General features: G+C 60.9%; 15 protein-coding genes, 1 pseudogene and 1 riboswitch. Of the genes and pseudogenes, 8 read left to right on the top strand and 8 right to left on the bottom strand.

Annotated features, from left to right (window positions below):
* Positions 1-56 precede the first annotated feature (56 nt).
* The gene (locus tag AC245Y_RS11715; RefSeq protein WP_017994268.1) at positions 57-1,430 is read left to right on the top strand and encodes a class II 3-deoxy-7-phosphoheptulonate synthase; all 1,374 of its coding nucleotides are present in this window, start codon (positions 57-59) and stop codon (positions 1,428-1,430) included.
* A gap of 73 nt (positions 1,431-1,503) precedes the next feature.
* Here AC245Y_RS11715 and AC245Y_RS11710 read toward each other — a convergent pair whose 3' ends face one another.
* A complete protein-coding gene (locus AC245Y_RS11710) occupies positions 1,504-3,342 on the bottom strand; it encodes an ABC transporter ATP-binding protein (RefSeq protein ID WP_017994267.1) in 1,839 nt (612 codons plus the stop codon).
* A gap of 295 nt (positions 3,343-3,637) precedes the next feature.
* Here AC245Y_RS11710 and AC245Y_RS11705 point away from each other — a divergent pair, with 295 nt between their 5' ends.
* The gene (locus tag AC245Y_RS11705) at positions 3,638-4,060 is read left to right on the top strand and encodes a GFA family protein (RefSeq protein ID WP_017994265.1); all 423 of its coding nucleotides are present in this window, start codon (positions 3,638-3,640) and stop codon (positions 4,058-4,060) included.
* A 101-nt stretch (positions 4,061-4,161) separates the two neighbouring features.
* A complete protein-coding gene (locus tag AC245Y_RS11700) occupies positions 4,162-4,809 on the top strand; it encodes a VOC family protein (RefSeq protein WP_026157373.1) in 648 nt (215 codons plus the stop codon).
* A 22-nt stretch (positions 4,810-4,831) separates the two neighbouring features.
* Here AC245Y_RS11700 and AC245Y_RS11695 read toward each other — a convergent pair whose 3' ends face one another.
* Positions 4,832-5,362 (bottom strand): DUF1003 domain-containing protein, encoded by a 531-nt coding sequence (locus AC245Y_RS11695; protein ID WP_003540234.1) that lies wholly within the window; start codon positions 5,360-5,362, stop codon positions 4,832-4,834.
* Positions 5,363-5,554: 192 nt separating this feature from the next.
* Here AC245Y_RS11695 and AC245Y_RS11690 point away from each other — a divergent pair, with 192 nt between their 5' ends.
* The gene (locus AC245Y_RS11690) at positions 5,555-7,234 is read left to right on the top strand and encodes an NAD+ synthase (RefSeq protein WP_017994262.1); all 1,680 of its coding nucleotides are present in this window, start codon (positions 5,555-5,557) and stop codon (positions 7,232-7,234) included.
* 42 nt (positions 7,235-7,276) lie between these two features.
* A pseudogene (locus AC245Y_RS11685) lies at positions 7,277-8,111 on the top strand (TolB family protein).
* Between the two features lie 60 nt (positions 8,112-8,171).
* On the opposite strand, the gene AC245Y_RS11680 reads toward AC245Y_RS11685, so the two are convergent.
* A complete protein-coding gene (locus tag AC245Y_RS11680) occupies positions 8,172-8,627 on the bottom strand; it encodes a hypothetical protein (RefSeq protein ID WP_245274041.1) in 456 nt (151 codons plus the stop codon).
* A gap of 409 nt (positions 8,628-9,036) precedes the next feature.
* Between AC245Y_RS11680 and AC245Y_RS11675 the strand changes: the two genes are divergently transcribed.
* Positions 9,037-9,603, top strand: coding sequence for a hypothetical protein (locus AC245Y_RS11675; RefSeq protein WP_017994259.1), 567 nt, complete (start codon positions 9,037-9,039; stop codon positions 9,601-9,603).
* Positions 9,604-9,839: 236 nt separating this feature from the next.
* Here the strand turns inward: AC245Y_RS11675 and AC245Y_RS11670 are convergent, their stop codons facing one another.
* From AC245Y_RS11670 to AC245Y_RS11650, 5 genes are all read right to left on the bottom strand, one after another.
* Complete coding sequence (locus AC245Y_RS11670; protein ID WP_017994258.1) at positions 9,840-10,907, bottom strand: 3-deoxy-7-phosphoheptulonate synthase; 1,068 nt, start codon at positions 10,905-10,907, stop codon at positions 9,840-9,842.
* Between the two features lie 309 nt (positions 10,908-11,216).
* Positions 11,217-11,798, bottom strand: coding sequence for a hypothetical protein (locus AC245Y_RS11665; RefSeq protein ID WP_017994257.1), 582 nt, complete (start codon positions 11,796-11,798; stop codon positions 11,217-11,219).
* 60 nt (positions 11,799-11,858) lie between these two features.
* Positions 11,859-13,733, bottom strand: coding sequence for a methyl-accepting chemotaxis protein (locus tag AC245Y_RS11660; protein ID WP_017994256.1), 1,875 nt, complete (start codon positions 13,731-13,733; stop codon positions 11,859-11,861).
* Between the two features lie 281 nt (positions 13,734-14,014).
* On the bottom strand, positions 14,015-15,418 hold the full coding sequence (locus tag AC245Y_RS11655) for an MFS transporter (protein ID WP_017994254.1): 1,404 nt from the start codon (positions 15,416-15,418) through the stop codon (positions 14,015-14,017).
* Positions 15,419-15,636: 218 nt separating this feature from the next.
* Positions 15,637-17,184: an MFS transporter gene (locus AC245Y_RS11650; RefSeq protein ID WP_017994253.1), complete on the bottom strand. Its 1,548-nt coding sequence runs from the start codon at positions 17,182-17,184 to the stop codon at positions 15,637-15,639.
* Positions 17,185-17,332: 148 nt separating this feature from the next.
* Here AC245Y_RS11650 and AC245Y_RS11645 point away from each other — a divergent pair, with 148 nt between their 5' ends.
* On the top strand, positions 17,333-18,244 hold the full coding sequence (locus AC245Y_RS11645) for a LysR family transcriptional regulator (RefSeq protein ID WP_162770403.1): 912 nt from the start codon (positions 17,333-17,335) through the stop codon (positions 18,242-18,244).
* Positions 18,243-18,430: riboswitch (cobalamin riboswitch) on the top strand. Its footprint overlaps the gene before it by 2 nt.
* 42 nt (positions 18,431-18,472) lie before the next feature.
* Positions 18,473-19,159, top strand: a complete 687-nt coding sequence (gene bluB, locus AC245Y_RS11640; RefSeq protein WP_017994251.1) for a 5,6-dimethylbenzimidazole synthase — start codon at positions 18,473-18,475, stop codon at positions 19,157-19,159.
* Positions 19,160-19,236 lie beyond the last annotated feature (77 nt).

The following is a 19,236-nucleotide window of genomic DNA, read 5'->3' as shown; positions in this document are numbered from 1 at the left end:
AAGCCGCCGCATATTGAGGGCGTCCTGAGGTATGGATGTGAGAACAGGTGAGTGAGATGGCAGACAATTGGACCCCGAGCAGCTGGCGGCAAAAACCGATCCTGCAGGTTCCCGAATATCCCGACGCAGCCGCTTTGGCGGCAACGGAAGCCACGCTCGCCAGCTATCCGCCGCTTGTCTTTGCAGGTGAGGCGCGCCGCCTGAAGAAACATCTCGCCAATGTCGTCGAAGGCAACGGCTTCCTGCTGCAGGGCGGCGACTGCGCCGAGAGCTTCGCCGAACACGGTGCCGACAATATCCGCGACTTCTTCCGCGCCTTCCTGCAGATGGCCGTGGTGCTGACCTTCGGGGCTCAGCTGCCGGTCGTCAAGGTCGGCCGCATCGCCGGCCAGTTCGCCAAGCCGCGGTCGTCGAATGTCGAGAAGCAGGGCGATGTGACGCTGCCGGCCTATCGCGGCGACATCATCAACGGTATCGAGTTCACCGAGGAATCGCGCATTCCGAACCCGGAACGCCAGGCCATGGCCTATCGCCAGTCGGCTGCGACGCTGAACCTATTGCGTGCCTTTGCGATGGGCGGTTATGCCAATCTCGAAAACGTGCATCAGTGGATGCTCGGCTTCGTCAAGGACAGCCCGCAGGGCGAGCGCTACCGCAAGCTTGCCGACCGCATCAGCGAAACCATGGATTTCATGAAGGCGATCGGTATCACCTCGGAAAACCAGCCGGCGCTGCGCGAGACCGATTTCTTCACCAGCCACGAGGCGCTGCTGCTCGGCTACGAGGAGGCGCTGACCCGCGTCGATTCCACCTCGGGCGACTGGTATGCAACGTCGGGCCACATGATCTGGATCGGCGACCGCACGCGCCAGGCCGACCATGCGCATGTCGAATATTGCCGCGGCATCAAGAACCCGATCGGCCTGAAATGCGGCCCGTCGCTGCAGGCCGACGATCTGCTGCAACTGATCGACATCCTGAATCCTGCCAACGAGGCCGGGCGCCTGACGCTGATCTGCCGCTTCGGCCATGAGAAGGTCGCCGACAGCCTGCCGAAGCTCATTCGCGCCGTCGAGCGCGAGGGCCGCAAGGTCGTCTGGTCCTGCGATCCGATGCACGGCAACACGATCACGCTCAACAACTACAAGACCCGTCCCTTCGAGCGGATCCTGTCGGAAGTCGAAAGCTTCTTCCAGATCCACCGCGCCGAAGGCTCACATCCGGGTGGCATCCATATCGAGATGACCGGCAAGGACGTGACCGAGTGCACCGGCGGCGCCCGCGCGGTCTCCGCCGAAGACCTGCAGGATCGCTATCACACCCATTGCGATCCGCGCCTCAACGCCGACCAGGCGCTCGAGCTGGCCTTCCTGCTTGCCGAGCGCATGAAGGGTGGCCGCGACGAAAAGCGCATGGTCGCCAACGGCTGATCGCAGCCCCAAATGGATGAAGAAAAGCCCGGCGATGCCGGGCTTTTTTATGCTGCGAAGGTGGAACAGGCAGTCAGATGCTGGCTTGGACGCTGTGCAGATTGGCGTAGACGCCGTCTTGCGCCATGAGCTCGTCATGAGTGCCCTGTTCGACGATGCCATCAGCCGTCAGGACCAGGATGCGGTCGGCATGGCGGACGGTCGACAGACGGTGGGCGATGACCAGGGTGGTTCGGCCGTTTGCCAGGCTCAGCAGCGCCTGCTGCACCGCCCGTTCGCTCTCGTTGTCGAGCGCGCTGGTTGCTTCGTCGAAGATCAGGATTTCCGGATTCTTGAGGAAGGCGCGAGCGATGGTGATGCGCTGGCGCTGGCCGCCCGAGAGCTTGACGCCCCGCTGGCCGATATCGGTGTCATAGCCATGCGGCAGGGCGATGATGAAGTCGTGTGCATTGGCCGCGCGCGCGGCCGCTTCCAGCGCGGCATCGCTGGCGTCGGGCCGGCCGTAGCGCAGGTTTTCCGCCACTGTACCGGCAAACAGGTAGACATCCTGCTGCACCACCCCGACATGGCGCCGGAGCGAGGCCAGCGTCACATCGCGGATATCGATGCCATCGATCTGGATCGCCCCGGCCTCGACATCGTAGAAACGCGGTATCAGCGCGCAAAGCGTGCTCTTGCCGACCCCAGACGGGCCGACCAGGGCGACGAACTCACCGGGCGCGATGGTGAGCGACAGCTGCTCGAGCACCCGCGGGCCATCGGCCTCGTAACCGAAGGCGACGTTGGAAAAACTGATCTCGCCCCTTGGTGTCAGCATCGGACGCGCGGCCGGTCGATCGGTGATATCGGGGGCTATCTCCAGGATCTCCATGGCCCTGCTGAAGCCGGTGTAGCCCTCCTGCCAAAGGCGCACGAAATTGGCGAGCCGCTGCACCGGATCGACCAGCACGGCGACGCAGAGCAGGAAGGTCAGCATGTCCGGCACAGTCAGTTCCGCCGCCAGGATGCGCAGGCCGCCGATGATGATCACCAATATGGTGACGAGTTGGGCGAAAGTTTCGGTGCCGACCGAAAACCAGGCTTCGCTGCGGTAGCCCTCGGCACGGCTTTGCAGGAAACGCCGGTTCTGCTCGGCGAAGCGTTCCTTTTCCAGCGCTTCATTGGCGAAGGACTGGACCACGCGGATGCCCGCAAGAGCATCCTCCACCCGCTCGTTGACGGCGGCGATCTGCCGTTTGCTGGCTTCGAGCGCGCGGTTCATGCGCCGGTTGAAATAGAGCGCATAAGCCACCGCTACCGGGGTGAGCAGCAGGATGAGCCCGGCCAATGGCGGATCGATGAAGAACAATACCAACATGGCGCCGCCATATTTCAGCACGGCGATGGAAAGATCCTCGGGGCCGTGATGGAAGAGCTCGCCCAGCCACAGGCTGTCATTGGTGATGCGGCTCATCAGCTGGCCGGTGCGCTGGCGGTCGTAGAAGCTGAACGAGAGCTTCTGGCAATGCTCGAAGAGTTCCTGCCGCACCGTCGCTTCGATGCGCGCGCCCATCACGTGGCCGCGATAATCGACGAAGAAGATGGCGACGATCTGGACCGCCAGAACGACCAGCATGACGCCGCCCATCGTCAGGATTTGTGCGAAGGCCTGCGGTATGTCGGGCAGAGCCAGAAGGCGGCTCGTGACGATGTTGGCGCAGAGCGGGAGGGCGACCGCCGTGCCGGCGACCAGGATGGCGCAAAGCAGATCCGCCAGCAGCAAAGGCAGATGCGGACGGTAGTAGGAGAGGAATTTGCGCATACGCGACCAGCGCCGCTCGCGGTCGGCGGCATTCGCATCGTCGCGGAAGAATCTCGGGAAGACGTTATGGCGTCGCGAGCTTTTCCTCGCGCGGGAGAACCGAATGTTCATGAAGCTGAATGTCCTTGTGGGGGATGTTTCCTTTCTGTTCGGACAGGGTCGCTCTCATGTCAGTCTCCCGAGGGTCGAGTGAATTGGACCTTAAGTATCACCGACAACAGCCGGCGATTCAATGCCGGGATGAGATGAGGTTGGCAGCTGTTGTCGTCGAGCAACACGTGCTCGCGCCGACCAAGCATGGATAAGGCTGGCGATTTTCAAGATTTCTGATGATTTCGTTGAGCGGAATGGATTTGACGCCAAGGGCGATCGGCGGCAACGTTCCGTCGTAAACGGGAGAGCGATCATGACCGAACGGCATACAGGCGGCTGCCTTTGCGGCGCCGTACGATTTTCAACGACGGCGAAGCCAGGACCTGTCGTCGGCTGCCATTGCTCGCAGTGCCGCCGGCAGACCGGGTTTTATTACGCCGCGGTCAACGTGGCCCGCGCGGCTCTTTCGGTTGATGGCACTGAGGCGGTCCGCTGGTACCGGTCAAGCGAAGAGGCGCAGCGCGGCTTCTGCTCGAATTGTGGCTCCGCGCTGTTCTGGCAGGCGGATGGATCGGCGGAGATTTCGGTGATGGCCGGCGCCTTCGACGCGCCGAGCGGCCTGACCTTCGGCCATCATATCTACTGTGCCGACAAGGGCGATTTCTACGAGATATCGGACGGCCTGCGACAATACGCCGTGAATCCCCCATCGTCATCCTCGCCGGCCCGTGATTGACAAAGGTTGATCGCCGAGGCTAGGTTTACCGTGCTGCGTAGGGCGCTTCGTCGAATGTCGAAAGGGCAATGCCCGCCTACAATGTATCAACAGTTGCGCCCATGCCGAATCTCGAAAACCTCAAAAAGCAGGCCAAGCAGTATTTGCGATGGCACAGCGAAAGATACTATCCTGTTGCAGCCGAGATCAGAGCTGCGTTGCCGCGCTTCCGTCATCTCGATGACAGCCAGGTGCTGGAGGCGCGCTTCAAGCTTAGCGACGCGCAGGACCTGATCGCACGTCAAATGGGTTTCGAGGGATGGCAGGCGCTCAAGACAGGAGCCGCAGCCATGACAGATCCGAAAAAACAGCCAGCACCACAAGCCATCCTGAGTTCGCTATCCGCGCAGTTGTTCGTCACCGAAATCAAAGCGTCGTGCGAATTCTTCACCGGCAAACTCGGCTTCAGGGTCGACTTCGTCTATGGCGACCCGCCGTTTTACGGACAGGTCATCCGCGACAATGCTCAACTCGCTCTGAGGCTGGTATGCGAGCCCGTGTTCGTCGGCGATATCAGGCAACGGGAGCATCTGCTTTCAGCCTCGATCACCGTCGGTACATCAGACGAGATCAAGCGCCTGTTCCTGGATTTCCAGGCTGCAGGCGTATCCTTCCATCAGCCCCTCAGGAAGGAGCCGTGGGGCGCCAGAAACTTCATCGTGCTGGATCCGGACGGAAATCTCATCCTGTTTGCTGGTCCGGGCGGCTGATCATTGCGCAATAAGCGCTGCCTCAGCTTCTGGCGGAAAGTTCGGCGCTGAGGCGGGCCACATCCTCGCGCAGCGCCGTCAGTTCGGTCAGCACGCTCATATCGATCTTCTGGTGCAGGGAGAGCACTTCGAGCTCGGCCTTGAGATTGACCTCATAATCCTTGGCGGCCTCGAAGCGGTCGCGCTCGGCCTGCCGGTTCTGGGACATCATGATGATCGGCGCCTGGATGGCGGCGATCATCGACAGGATCAGATTCAGAAAAATGAAGGGGTATGGGTCGAAGGGATTCGCCACCAGACCGATGGTGTTCATCAGTGTCCAGACGGCGAGAAAGGCGAGGAAGGCGAGTATGAAGGACCAGGAGCCGCCGACGCGGGCGATGCCATCGGCGATACGCTCGCCGAAGGATGACTCGGCGGATAAGGCGGCATTGACGTCGGTCGAGATGATCTTGCGCGCGTGCGTTTTCGCCAGCACGCGCTTCTCGATGTCGCCGAGTTCATCGGCCGGCTTGTCGAAATGATGGTGCACGAAATTCGAAAGATTAGACATTGCCTGTTTCCGATACCGGTTATCGATGCGGTCGCTTTCGGCGCCAGTATTCCGCTCCAGAGGCAAATTGCAATGCGTATCAGTGCCGCGCGGGAGCACGCGCGATCCGTTCAGAAAAATTTCGTCGTTGCGAGGTGCCGCTTTCGGCCCGAACGTGTTGCGGTCGTGAAAGGTGCAGTCTAAATAAATGACATGACACAGGAAAACGCTCTTTCTGATATCTTCCGCATCGCCATCGGCCAGCTCAACCCGACGGTCGGCGATGTCGCCTGCAATCTTGCCAAGGCGCGCGAGGCGCGCACGGATGCTGCCCGGGAGGGCGCGCATCTGCTCGTGCTGACCGAGCTTTTCATTTCCGGTTATCCGCCTGAAGATCTGGTGCTGAAGCCCGCCTTCATCCGCGCCTGCTGGAAGGCGGTCGAAAACCTGGCCGCCGATACCGCCGATGGCGGGCCGGGCGTGATCATCGGCTTTCCCCGGCAGGACGAGACCGGGCGCTACAATTCGGTCGCGGTGCTCGACGCAGGCAAGGTGATCGCGGTGCGCGACAAGATCGACCTGCCGAATTACGGCGAGTTCGACGAGAAGCGCGTCTTCGACCAGGGCGCCCTGCCGGGGCCGGTGAATTTTCGTGGCGTGCGCATCGGCATTCCGATCTGCGAGGATATCTGGGGCGATCTCGGCGTCTGCGAGACGCTGGCCGAAAGCGGGGCCGAGATCCTGCTGTCGCCGAACGGTTCGCCCTATTATCGCGGCAAGGTCGATATCCGCCATCAGGTGGTGCTGAAGCAGGTGATCGAGACCGGTCTGCCGCTGATCTATGCCGCCCAGCTCGGCGGCCAGGACGAACTGGTTTTCGACGGTGCGAGTTTCGCCTTCAATGCCGACAAGTCGCTCGCCTTCCAGATGAGCCAGTTCGAAACGGCGCTGGCGGTGACCACGTGGAAGCGCGGCGAAGATGGTTGGCATTGCGCCGAAGGGCCGATGGCGCATATTCCTGAAAGCGAGGAGGCCGATTACCGCGCCTGCCTGCTCGGCTTCCGCGACTACGTCAATAAGAACGGCTTCAAGACCGTGGTGCTCGGCCTTTCCGGCGGCATCGATTCTGCGATCTGCGCAGCAATCGCTGTCGATGCGCTCGGCGAAGAGCGGGTGCGCACCGTCATGCTGCCCTATCGATACACCTCTGAGGATTCGCTGAAGGATGCGGCCGATTGCGCGAGGGCGCTCGGTTGCCGCTACGATATCGTGCCGATCGAACAGCCGGTGACGGGTTTCAGCAGCGCGCTCGCCAGCCTTTTCGAAGGCACGGACAGCGGCATCACCGAGGAGAACCTGCAGAGCCGGGCGCGCGGCGTCATCCTGATGGCGATCTCCAACAAGTTTGGCTCGATGGTGGTGACGACGGGCAACAAGTCGGAAATGTCGGTCGGCTACGCCACGCTCTACGGCGACATGAACGGCGGCTTCAATCCGATCAAGGACCTCTACAAGATGCAGGTCTATGCGATTTCGCGCTGGCGCAACGAAAACGTGCCGCCGGGTGCGCTGGGACCGTCGGGCGAGGTGATCCCGCAGAATATCATCGACAAGGCGCCTTCGGCCGAGCTTCGTCCCGACCAGAAGGACCAGGATTCGCTGCCGCCCTATCCCGTTCTCGACGATATCCTTGAATGCCTGGTGGAAAAGGAAATGGCGGTCGAGGAGATCGTCGCGCGCGGCCATGATGTTGCGACCGTCCACCGGGTCGAGCACCTGCTCTATCTCGCCGAATACAAGCGCCGGCAATCGGCGCCCGGCGTGAAGATCACCAAGAAGAATTTCGGACGCGACAGGCGCTATCCGATCACCAACCGTTTCCGGGATCGCTGACGCAATCGAGATTGCTGACGGCATCAAGCTTTGGGAGGAATCATGCGCAGCTCGGTTGAGATCTACAATGTCCGAACGGGCAGGGCCCGCGAGGTCTGGCAGACGGACAAGCTGGTGGAGGCGCCGAATTTCTCGCCGGATGGTTCCTACCTGCTCTTGAACGGCGATGGGCTGCTTTACCGGTTGCCGCTCGATCGATGGCGGCGAGGTGGTCAAGGTTGATACCGGCTTTGCCGTCAACTGCAATAATGATCACGGCATTTCGCCCAATGGCAGTGAGATCGTCATTTCCGACAAGACCGAATTCGGCAAGTCGGCGATCTATATTCTGCCGATCGAAGGCGGCACGCCGAGGCTGATCACCGAGAACCTGCCATCCTACTGGCATGGCTGGTCGCCGGACGGGCGCCAACTCGCCTATTGCGGCATCCGCGACGACCTCTTCGATATCTACACCATCTCCGTCGACGGCGGCGCCGAGACGCGGCTGACGCATGGCGAGGGGCGCAATGACGGACCGGATTATTCCGCCGACGGCCAATGGATCTATTTCAATTCCAGCCGCACCGGGCTGATGCAGATCTGGCGCGTCCATCCCGACGGCACGGGTCTCCAGCAGGTGACATCAGACGATTACGGCAACTGGTTCGCCCATCCGTCGCCCAACAACGACATGGTGCTGCTCTTGTCCTACGACCCGTCGGTATTCGACCATCCGCGCGACCTCGACGTACGGCTGCGGCTGATGGATATGGATGGCGGCAATCTGAAGACGTTGTTCGAGCTGTTCGGCGGGCAGGGCACGATCAACGTGCCCTGCTGGTCACCAGACGGTGACGAGTTTGCCTATGTGCGGTATTTCCCGGTGAACTTTTGAGAGCGACGCACGGCCATTTAGTGATCGAGTGGTGGGTATCTGATGATATCGAGAGACCACCTACTCGAACACTTTGCTGGGAACCGTTTCAGAAACGGGCTGTCTTTTAACGCCAGCGGCGGCCATTAGCCAGAACAGTCCACCAGCAGCAAAGCCGAATACAGCTGTCACTGCGAGGAGTTTGAGGGTCTCCAGCAATCCCCACCATGTCATCATGCCGTTTTGGTAAGTGATGTGGTCACCAGTATAAGCCTCGTCAGAGCCGAAAAATGCAACTAGGCACATCCAGGGGAAGGTCGCAACAAAGGCCCCAACCATCGCGCAATTTGCAAGGGACGGCCATACACGTCGCCTGAAGTAGAATAGCAATGGAATCCCCAACACAGCAGTTGGCGGATACGCACCAATGAGCGCGACGGCCTGAGTTGTTCGGATAACGCGCTCGGTCATATCCGGCAGGCCCTGATACAGTGGGCTGTAAAGAGCGTATGCGAAGGACGCGATTAAGGGAACCACGATCAACGCAATCGCTACTCTCCACCAAGGTGGAGACGGAAGAGTTTCTACAGGCATGCGTCCGCTATCGAAAAAGTTTATTCGGCAGGATTGCACGTTACAGTGTGCGTGACAACGTCGCGCCTGGGCTCATCTCCGAATTGCTGATGCGAACGCTTTTGAGGGGTGGGTGATTGGGGGACTGCCAAGGTTTGATTGCAGTTGCTGCCTCCGGTTCCGTGCACCTCGCCGAAGCGGACGAGGTATTCTATTTCAGGATGAGCTGTGGCATTCATTCATCTTCTTAATTGTGGGGAAATATCGTGACCTGAATATCAGTGCTATTCTGGCTGTTAACGACTGGTCGTCCACTGCTCCAACTCGCTCTTTTGGCATCCGCAAACATGAAGATGAAACTGGAGGTGGAGACTTGCTGGCTCTCTTGAGATGCGCGTGGACGCTACGTGGTTTTATGATCGCCGGCTCCGTGGTGGCAATGGGTTTCACGCTCGCAGGATGTTCATATCTTTTTGTCCGTGGTGTCGAGGGAAGCTACCTTGCAACGGGTACTCCGGTGGTCGGAAAGGTGACTGCGAGGAACGAGAGTGAGGAGATGGGTGGAACGATTGAGATCGGCTCTGCCGAAAGGCAGCAATGCAAGGGTCGCTACAGCGTGTCGCAGGTGAAGACAAATTTCTGGAAGCTGGAGACCGGCGAGCGAACCTATCGCGGGAAAATCTACTGTCTGGATGGTCGAGCAGGGGCGTTTGAACTCATATCGAAGGATAAGGGGAAAACCGGCTCGATCACCGGCGAAATCAATGGCGAGGCATTTCAACTCGATATGTTCGAATCGAAGAGCCGTGACTGCATGACGGAAGAATGCAGATGGGGCTTGAAGTGGACTTACGAAAAAGAGCGCGACGGCATGCGTACTTATTACAGGGTCGCGACTGAACACGGGCCCGATTCAGTGCATCCACGGCTGCTCTATTGAATCTGCTCCTATTCCGCGTGCCGATGATCCGGCCTCGGGCTCCACCCATGATGGCGGACCGGTTGGTTGGTAACCCCACGTTGCTCGTACCAGTTTTCAAATCGGAACTTGGATCGATCATCCGGGCGTGAGTTATGAAGCCGTATCCGGTAGACGTACCCATGAGATAACCGGGGTTGGCCCCCACCGCCCTGTTGGGCGGCGGGATATCTGCCCGCCGCGCTTGATAGTGCCGCTCAGGCCGCGACGGCGGCCTTGCGACGATCGCGGACGGCGTGGGCCAGATTATCGAGCACGTCGACCGACATGTCCCAGTCGATGCAGCCGTCGGTGATGGACTGGCCGTAGACCAGCGGTTTGCCGGGCACGAGATCCTGGCGGCCGGCGACGAGGTTGCTCTCGATCATCATGCCCTTGATGTGGCGGTTGCCGGCGGCGATCTGCGAGGCCACGGATTTGACGACGCGCGGCTGGTTCATCGGATCCTTGCTGCTGTTGGCATGGCTGGCATCGATCAGGATGCGTGGGGTCACACCCAGTTTGACGGCTTCGCCCACGACAGCTTCGACATCGGCTGCTTCATAGTTCGGCTGTTTGCCGCCACGCAGGATGATGTGGCAGTCCTCATTGCCCTTCGTCGAGGCAATGGCGGCTTGCCCGTCCTTGGTGACGGCGGGGAAATGATGCGGCTGCGAGGCGGCCAGGATGGCGTCGAGCGCGACACGGACGCCGCCGTCAGTGCCGTTCTTGAAGCCGATCGGGCAGGAGAGGCCGGAAGCGAGCTGGCGATGGATCTGGCTTTCCGTCGTGCGGGCGCCGATCGCGCCCCAACTGACGAGGTCGGCAATGTATTGCGGCGTGATCGTCTCGAGGAATTCGACGCCGGCGGGCAGCCCCATGGCATTGACGTCGAGCAGCAGGCGCCTGGCAATCCGAAGCCCCTCCTCGATGCGGTAGCTGCCATCGAGATGCGGGTCGTTCATTAAGCCCTTCCAGCCGACCGTGGTGCGAGGCTTTTCGAAATAGACGCGCATGACGATTTCGAGATCGCTGGAGAAGCGCTGCCGCTGTTCCGCCAGTCGCTCGGCATATTCGCGTGCCGCAGCAGGATCATGGATGGAGCAAGGGCCGATGACGACGATCAGGCGGTCGTCTTCTCCCTCGAGAATCTTATGGATCGCATGGCGGTTGCTGGTTACCGTCTCGCTGACGGCAACGGTTCGGGGGATTTCCGCGATGATATCAGCGGGTTTGGTCAGCGGTGTGATCTCGAGGATGCGGAGATCGTCAATGGTATCGGACACGGTATGGCTCCTGTTTGGTCATACCGTGCGGAACAAAAAAGCCGCCAGGTAGACTAGCGGCTGTTCGGGTTGTCGTCGCGTCGACTTCAGTTACGCATAGACCCGCATCCGCTGGGAGCAGCGGTACCAATAAAATCGCGAGGCGTAGATCGAAGTGGTCGACATCGGGCGTGTGTATCGTCGCGGCAGCATTTTGTCACGCAGAATTTGCGGCTTAAAAACCAGGGCGCGGTACCCTTCCCGCAGGGAGCAGAAAGCATATCGCCCGAAAGCGCTGGGCTTCAGGGCGATATGAAGGAGAAGCCGAGATCAGAGGGCGTCGACGTTCACGCCGACGGTGATGGCGCCGATCGGCGTTCCCTTGTCGTCGGAAATCGTGACGCTTGCCTGCGACTGCAGCGTCTGGGTCGACTCATCCTTTTCGATCTCATCGACGAAGACGGCGTCCTTGCCGGCGCCGAAGGACTTCTGGAATTTGCCCTCGTCGCCCTGCCAGTAGTCGGATGTAGTGTCGCTTTGACCGACATTCAGGCCTTTTGCATCCATGACGAAGATTTCCGTGATCTTGCCGCCGGAAGCCTCCTTCTTTCCCTGAAGGAATTTCGACAGTGCATTGTTGAGCACGCCGTCGATCATCGAGTGGTCTGAGCCATCGACTTCGGCACGCCACTTCTTGTCGAGGGCGTCAACCTCAGCCGCGCTGAGATTGGCGTTGGCAGTGTTCTGCGCCTTGACAGCCTCGATGATGGCTGGGTCGTTGAGCCAGGGCTTGACGTCGCTCGTCACGTAGTCGGAGATCGGGGCAAGCTTGGCATCTTGCGCCATGGATACGCCCATGGGCATGGCAAATGCCGTGCAGGCCAAAAGAAATGCGGGCACGATTTTCTTCATAAGCGTTTCCTTCCTGATTATAGGTTGCTGAGAACTAAGGCTTATCGGATGCAGACGACGTCAGAACTCCTCCCAGGCACCGGGAGCAGCGGCAACGGCGGCATTTCCTGTATGACGCTGCGCGAAGGCTCTGGGCTCAGGACGAGCTTGGCGGGCGGCTTGAACGGGTTTGGGCTGGCTGGCGGTAGACGCACTGACGACGAACCTGCCGGCCGAGTCCTGTAGAAGGCGTCCTTGCGACAGCAGTTCGTGGCAGGCCGCGTTGGTTTCCTCGACCATTGCCGCGTTCTGCTGTGTCGTCTGATCCATCTGGTTGATCGCGCTATTGATTTCCTGCAGGCCCGTCGCCTGTTCGCGATAGGATTGGACGATGGAAGCTATACTGTCGCTGATGCGGTTGATCTGCTCCTCGATCTTCAGGAGTGCGTCACCGGTTTCGTTCACCAGCCCGACGCCCGCGGCAACTTCCTGGCCGGATACGTTGATCAGGTTCTTGATTTCCTTTGCGGCATTTGCCGACCGCTGGGCGAGTTCACGCACTTCCTGCGCAACGACCGCAAAACCCTTGCCGGCCTCGCCGGCGCGCGCGGCCTCGACGCCGGCATTCAGCGCCAGCAGGTTCGTCTGGAAGGCAATCTCGTCGATGACGCCGATGATGCGGCCGATCTGGCTCGACGAGGTTTGGATCCGGTCCATCGCCCCGATCGCATCGCGCACCACCGTCGCCGACACATGGGCGCTCCGTTTTGTCTCCTCGACCAGCTGCCCGGCATTTTCAGCCCGTTGCGACGATGTTCTGACCGTGGTGGTCACCTCATCCAGTGCGGCGGCGGTTTCTTCCAATGCGGCTGCCTGTTGCTCTGTGCGTCTTGCGAGCTGATCCGCGGAGGTCGCCAGCTCGCTCGAGCCAGTTTCGACAGCCACGGAGGCGGTCTTGATCTCTGTCAGGGCGGCTGCGACCGCATCGACCATGTTGTTGAAGTCCTGCCGCAACTTATCGAATTCAGGACCGACATCGGCCAGATGTATCGAGAAGTCGCCAGCGGCGAGCTGTTCCAAGGCATTTTCAAGAGCGTGCATCACCAGCCGCTGCGTGTTGCTGGCCTCTTCTGTCAACATTGCGTTGCGCGCCCGCTCGGCGTCGAGCGAGGCACTCTGCTCGGCAGCCGCCTGCTCTCTCTCGACCTTCGCAATCGCCTCGTGACGGAAAACTTCCAATGCGCGCGCCAGAAAGCCGATCTCGTCGCCATTTTCCCTGTAGGTAACGGGAGAGACCAGATCGCCTTTCTGCAACGCGCTGATTCGTTCGCTGATCACCCTGATGGGTCGGCCGACCAGGTTGCGCATGGCGAGAAGGAAGGCAACGACGGCCATGGCGGTGATCGCGGACTGCGTGAGCAGCGAAATGAGAACTTTCTGCCTGACTTCGGAAGCGATTTTTTCGACGGACCAGTTCGTGACGATGTAACCGGTGGCCTTGCCCGACTTATCCAGCGGGAGCGGCGCGATGATCGTCACGACGCCGGCAGATATTCTACCGTCATCGATGGTCGTCTTTTCCGGTTTCGCGGTGAGGCTCTTCGCCAGATCGGCTGGTGCGGGCAAACCACTGACGCCATCGCGCGCCCAGGTATCGACGGCGGCAGGTTCGGCGTTGAATGCGGCAAACTGCACGAGATCGAGCGAGGGGTCGTCGCGGTAGAGCGAATAAGCCTCTCGAACGGCGTTCGCCTTCCCCCATTTCACGCCGCCCGCAGCCAGAGATGCAAATTGCTCGGCATCCTTGGACCAGTTCGCCTTCGCGCCATCGATCAACGCCCGGGTTTCGTACATCCAGGTATAGGTGGCGAAAGCGGAAATGCCGCAGAGGTTGACGGCAACGATAATCGCCGCCAGCTTGGCGGTCAGAGGCATCGTTTTCAAAAAATGAAACATTCCGCGGCGGCCTAGAATTGCGGCTCAGTCGGACATGTTCCCGACTGGCGTATCAATACGGGCATCGACGCTGACGGTCACATCACGAGCCCTCATGCCCATGTCCTGATAGCAACCCAAAACGCGCAAACGCAGTGTGTATTTGATGTGTGAATAAATCATAAAGTAGAATGGGGTGTTGGGGTACACGTGGGTCATTTCACCCTGGCGCCTGCCGGTGCCGAGTCTTGCGAACCGGCGGGTGAGGAATGCTTCCATCGCGCCAGGCAGATCTGTCTCAATCAGCTATTTTCCGCCACGGCCTCTTCGGGCTCGGCATGCCTGCGCTTGCGACCGCGCGCCGTCAGTTCCGCGCCGGCATCATGCGGCAGGCGCAGGAAGGTGATGCAGGCCAGCGCCGAAATCGCCGAGACGCTGAAGAAGGCGATGTGGAAATCGGAGACCAGCAGCCTACCGTCGTGAAAGCTGCTGGAGATTTCGAGGATGCCGCCGGCGATCGCCACGCCCATCGCCATGGAGATACGCTGGGCAACGGCATTGATCGCGGTCGCCTGGCTGCTGTCGGCGTCGTCGACATCGCCGAAGGCCATGGCGTTGACGCCCGAAAAAGCCATGGAGCGGAACAGGCCGCCGATCAGCAGGCAGGCCATGATCAGGAACAGCGGCGTTTCGGCGGTGAAAAGGCCGTTGATGCCGAGGAAGATCGCCGCCAGCAAGGTCGTGATTGATATGACGGTGCGGAAGCCGAAGGCATTGAAGGTACGCGCGGCGGCGAATTTCGAGCCCATGGAGCCGAGCGCGCTGACGAAGGTGACAGAGCCCGATTGCAGCGGCGTCAGGCCGAAGCCGAGCTGCAGCATCAATGGCATCAGGAAGGGCAAGGCGCCGAGCCCCATGCGGAAATTCGAGGCGCCGAGGATCGCCGCCCGGAACATCGGATAACGGAACATCTTCGGATCGAGAAGCGGATAGGGCGCGCGGCGGGCATGGAGGAGGTAGATGAGGCCGGCAAGGATGCCGATCGCAACCGTGACATAACCGTAAATGACGGGCACGGCCGGCAGGCTGATCACCGACACGCCGAAGACGAAGCCAGAGAAGCCGATGCCGCAAAGGAAAAAGCCCGGGAAGTCCATCGGCCGCGGACTGCGTGGCTCGACGGCCGGCAGGAAACGCGTGACGAGGATGATGCCGAGCACGCCGATCGGGACGTTGATCCAGAAGATCCAGTGCCAGGTGAGGTAGGTGGTGAGGAAGCCGCCGATCGGCGGACCCATGATCGGGCCGATCAGAGCGGGAATGGTGAGCCAGGCCATGGCATCGACGAGTTCGTGGCGCGGTGTTCCCCGGACCAGCAGCAAGCGGCTGACCGGCGTCATCATCGAGCCGCCGGCGCCCTGAATCAGGCGCGAGATGACGAAGGCCGTGATCGAGTTTGAAAAGGCGCAGGCGATCGAGCCGATCATGAAGACGAAGATCGCCATGCGGAAGATGTTGCGCGCACCGAAACGATCGGACATCCAGCCGCTGATCGGGATGAAGATCGCCAGCGCCACGAGATAGCTGGTGACGGCGAGCTTCAGCGCGATCGGCGAGGTGCCGATATCGGCGGCGATTGCCGGCAGGCTGGTGGCGATCACGGTCGAATCCATCTGTTCCATGAACAGGGCGACGGCAAGGATCATGGGTGTGAGGCGGGGCACGGGCAACCGGGATGCTGCGATGGACTGTCTCAGTCCATACGCCTTCGGTGGCGATAAGGCCATAGGAACGATGGGGTGAAGAGGCTTGCCAAGCCGCTTCAAACCGACGCGGGGCGGCTGTCTGTTCGCTGCTGGATAGAGGGGGTGCGCGGTGACGTCTTGCTCCATTCTCACCTCCAGAGCATAGCACTGCCTCATCCTCAAACCACAGTCGAATTGCATGCCTCATCTTCGGCGCAGCGGCGAATCTTTCCTGAGCCGAAGACGAGGAAGCTGGCCGTGGCCAGCAGCCACGCACCGAGGCCACCGTAGAGCATCACCCAGCCGAATCCCTCGACGAGCGCGTCGCGGATGATGTTGGCGGGCAGATCGGGGAGGGAGGCGATGTTTCCGGCTGAGATGCGTTCAGCCATAGCCCGCAGTTGTTCCGGGCCGAGCGTCGCCGGCAGGACGTTTTCTAGATGTGAGAACACGCCGCTGACCAGGATGAAGCCCATCACTGCGATGTTGATCGCGAGTGAGATCATCCGGGCGCTCATATCGATCCCCGATGCCATGCCGGCGCGGTCGCGCGCGACCGCACCTGTCGTCGTGTTGGTGACGGGGGTATTGGTCATTCCGAGGCCGAGGCCGGAAAGCAATGCGCCGGGCAGCATGGTCAGCCAGCTTGCCGCGTCGGAGGCAGCTCCGAGCCGCATCAGCAGGAAACCGAGGCCGATCGTGAACAGGCCGATTGGAATGACGAGACCGGGGCGATAGCGCAGCGATAGCCGCTCAGCCAGCGGCGGGACGATGAGCGTGGGAAGCGTATAGGCGAGCAGCGACAGACCGGCGGCGAGACTACCATAACCAAGGCCTGCCTGAAACCAGATCGGCAGATAGATCATGAAGGGCCAAAAGCTGATATTCATCGCGACCGAGCCGATTATGGCGCCGGAGAAGGCGCGGATGCGAAAGACCGAGACATCAAACATCGGCCGCGAATTGATCTTCTCTGCAACGATGAAGGCTATGAAACTTGCGGCAGAAAGGCCGATGGCTGCAAGTGCCGTCGTATTGTCAAAACCGAGGGCCGGCCCCTGGGTGATGTAGAAGGCAAGGCAGAAGACGGAAAGCGACAGGGTGGCGATGCCCGCGATATCGAGGCTTTTCGCCTCGGGGTCACGCGATTCACAGACACCGAAGACGGCGAGCGTGGCTGTCACGGCCGCCAGCACAACATGGACCAGGAACACCCATTCCCAGGTCGACAAGGCCGCGATCATAACGCCGACGAGCGGCCCGAATCCCAAGCCGATGCCGAAGATAATCCCCCACCAGCCGAAGGCCATGCTGCGCTGCCGCCCCTCTGGAAACTGGTGCGAGAGGACGGCCACCTGGCAGATCAGCATAGCGCCGCCACTCATGCCCTGGAGGAAGCGGGCGACGATCAGAACGGATGCATTGTCCGCGAGCCCGCAGATCAGCGAGGTCAAGCCGAAGGCAATGATGCCGATCAGGAAGACGCGCTTGCGGCCATAACGGTCGGCCAGCGTGCCCGTTGCCATAAGCACCGTTGTCACCGCGATCGTATAGGCATTCATGATCCATTGAAGTTGCTGGAAATCGGCATGCAGCACCGCCTCCAGCGTCGGCAATATCGCGGGTACGCTTGAGATCTCCAGGCCGAACATCAGGGATGAAAGGCAAGCAGCTGCCAAGGCGACGATGCCCTGCAGCCTGGATGAGATGATGGAAGCGGGTGACATGGTTATCCTTTCAGCACGGGATGAGCGACGGCGAAATCCCGATGACAGGTGAAATCGATGCGCTGCCGGGAGCCACCATAATCGTCACTTGACCATAACTGAATTGGATGATTTTCTATTTCAGAAACAACAATTTTGGATGATTGATATGACGATGCTCGATGTGGATGCGGTCCGGGCGTTCGTGACTATTGCCGAGCTGCAGAGCTTCACCCGCGCCGCTGAGGCGTTAGGCAGCACCCAGGCCGCAATTAGCGTCAAGTTGAAGCGGTTGGAGGAGCGGCTCGGCCACAGGCTGATCGAGCGGACCCCGCGTTTGGTGCGCCTGTCGGCGCAGGGCGCGGTCTTTCTTCAATCCGCGCGGGATTTCATCGGCGCTCATGATCGTGCGGTCGCAGCTCTTTCCTCGACAAGCCGGCACTTCACGCTCGGCATAGCCGCGCATGTGGCGGGGCCGGAGGTTCCGACGATTCTGGCGCGTCTCAGCGCTCACGATCCAGGGCTGACGATCGAGGTGCGGCTCGACAATTCTCGAGTGTTGCTCGATGCATTCGATCGCGGTGAGCTGGATGCGGCGATCATTCGCCGGGAGGAGGACCGGCGTGACGGCGAGGTGCTGGGGCCGGAGCATTTCGGGTGGTTCGCGGCACCGCAGTTCGAGTATCGCCGCGGCGAGCCGCTGCGTCTTGCTGCGCTGTCACCGTCCTGTGGCGTCCACAACATCGCCACCCACGCGCTCGATGGTGCAGGAATCGCGTGGAACGAGGTTTTCCTCGGCGGGGGCTCGCTGGTGATGACGGCGGCGGTGTCGGCTGGACTTGCGGTCGCGGCATTCTCCCACCGTCTTGCGCCGGTGGGCTCGATTGAAGTGAGTCAGCGCTTCAGCCTGCCGCCGCTGCCCTCGTCGGAGATTGTCCTGCATTCGACACTAACGGATGCAAGATCGCGCTCGGCGCTCAGAACGCTGGCTGCGGCGTTCAGGGAACATCGCGCCGCTGCCAAACCGAACGCGGCTTCAACGCCACATCGGGTCCAGCTTGCCGCCGCGCCGGTTTCCTGAAATAGATGCGCCGTCAGGTGCCCGCCGGTAAGGCGGGAGAATCGGGAATCCGGTGCAAGACCGGAACGTGCCCAACGCTGTAAGGCCGACGCCTGCCGCTTCATCACGCCACTGGCTTTTCGCCGGGAAGGCTGCGGCAGACGGATGACGCCGAGTCAGAAGACCGGCCTGGCAAGATAGACCGATCCGCGCGGACGGCGGGGCGGTCGCGTTGTTTGGGATTTGACGATGCGACCCTTTGATGAGGATGCCCTTTCGGCGGCATCCGGTTTTTCCTTGATCGAACGCGAGGCCGTCTATCACGCGATCATGACGCGGCGTGACGTTCGCAGTCAGTTCCTCCCCGACCCTTTGCCCGACGATGTCGTGAAGCGGTTGCTGACGGCAGCGCATCACGCGCCGTCGGTTGGTTTCATGCAGCCGTGGAATTTCATTCTGGTGAAAAGCCCAACTGTGCGGGCGCGCGTCCGGGACGCCTTTGCGAGCGCCAACGAGGAGGCGGCGCAGATGTTTGCCGGCGAGCGGCGGCAGGCCTACCGCGCCCTCAAGCTCGAAGGCATCGTGGAGGCGCCGCTCGGCATATGCGTGACCTGCGATCCCACGCGTAGTGGCAGCGTGGTGCTGGGGCGCACCCACAATCCGAAGATGGATTCATATTCGACCGTCTGCGCCATCCAGAATCTCTGGCTGGCGGCGCGGGCGGAAGGGGTCGGCATCGGTTGGGTCAGCATTTTTCGCGAAGGCGATCTAAAGAGCATTCTCGGCATACCCGAGCATATCGAGGTGGTCGCCTGGCTCTGTGCCGGTTTCGTCGACCGGCTCTATGACGAGCCGGAACTCTCCGTCAAAGGCTGGCGGCAGCGGCTACCGCTCGAGGAACTCGTCTTTCATGATGGATGGGGACTGAACGCCTAGGGCAGTGCGGTGGAGCATCGCCTCAATCGCACAGTCACGCCATTGACAGTCAAGGTGAGCAAACCGGTATCGCCGAC

The sequence above is a fragment of the Rhizobium sp. SRDI943 genome, from assembly GCF_057653695.1.
Note: the sequence above shows the minus strand (reverse complement) of the source record. Positions and strands in the feature narration are given on the sequence as shown.

Excerpts from the sequence above, each read along its gene's own strand:
- bluB (WP_017994251.1), top strand. The coding sequence starts at position 18,473 with ATGCGACCCTTTGATGAGGATGCCCTTTCGGCGGCATCCGGTTTTTCC.
- AC245Y_RS11695 (WP_003540234.1), bottom strand. The coding sequence starts at position 5,362 with ATGTCTAATCTTTCGAATTTCGTGCACCATCATTTCGACAAGCCGGCC.
- AC245Y_RS11690 (WP_017994262.1), top strand. The coding sequence starts at position 5,555 with ATGACACAGGAAAACGCTCTTTCTGATATCTTCCGCATCGCCATCGGC.
- AC245Y_RS11660 (WP_017994256.1), bottom strand. The coding sequence starts at position 13,733 with ATGTTTCATTTTTTGAAAACGATGCCTCTGACCGCCAAGCTGGCGGCG.
- AC245Y_RS11650 (WP_017994253.1), bottom strand. The coding sequence starts at position 17,184 with ATGTCACCCGCTTCCATCATCTCATCCAGGCTGCAGGGCATCGTCGCC.
- AC245Y_RS11715 (WP_017994268.1), top strand. The coding sequence starts at position 57 with ATGGCAGACAATTGGACCCCGAGCAGCTGGCGGCAAAAACCGATCCTG.
- AC245Y_RS11700 (WP_026157373.1), top strand. The coding sequence starts at position 4,162 with ATGCCGAATCTCGAAAACCTCAAAAAGCAGGCCAAGCAGTATTTGCGA.
- AC245Y_RS11645 (WP_162770403.1), top strand. The coding sequence starts at position 17,333 with ATGACGATGCTCGATGTGGATGCGGTCCGGGCGTTCGTGACTATTGCC.
- AC245Y_RS11655 (WP_017994254.1), bottom strand. The coding sequence starts at position 15,418 with ATGATCCTTGCCGTCGCCCTGTTCATGGAACAGATGGATTCGACCGTG.
- AC245Y_RS11665 (WP_017994257.1), bottom strand. The coding sequence starts at position 11,798 with ATGAAGAAAATCGTGCCCGCATTTCTTTTGGCCTGCACGGCATTTGCC.
- AC245Y_RS11705 (WP_017994265.1), top strand. The coding sequence starts at position 3,638 with ATGACCGAACGGCATACAGGCGGCTGCCTTTGCGGCGCCGTACGATTT.
- AC245Y_RS11710 (WP_017994267.1), bottom strand. The coding sequence starts at position 3,342 with ATGAACATTCGGTTCTCCCGCGCGAGGAAAAGCTCGCGACGCCATAAC.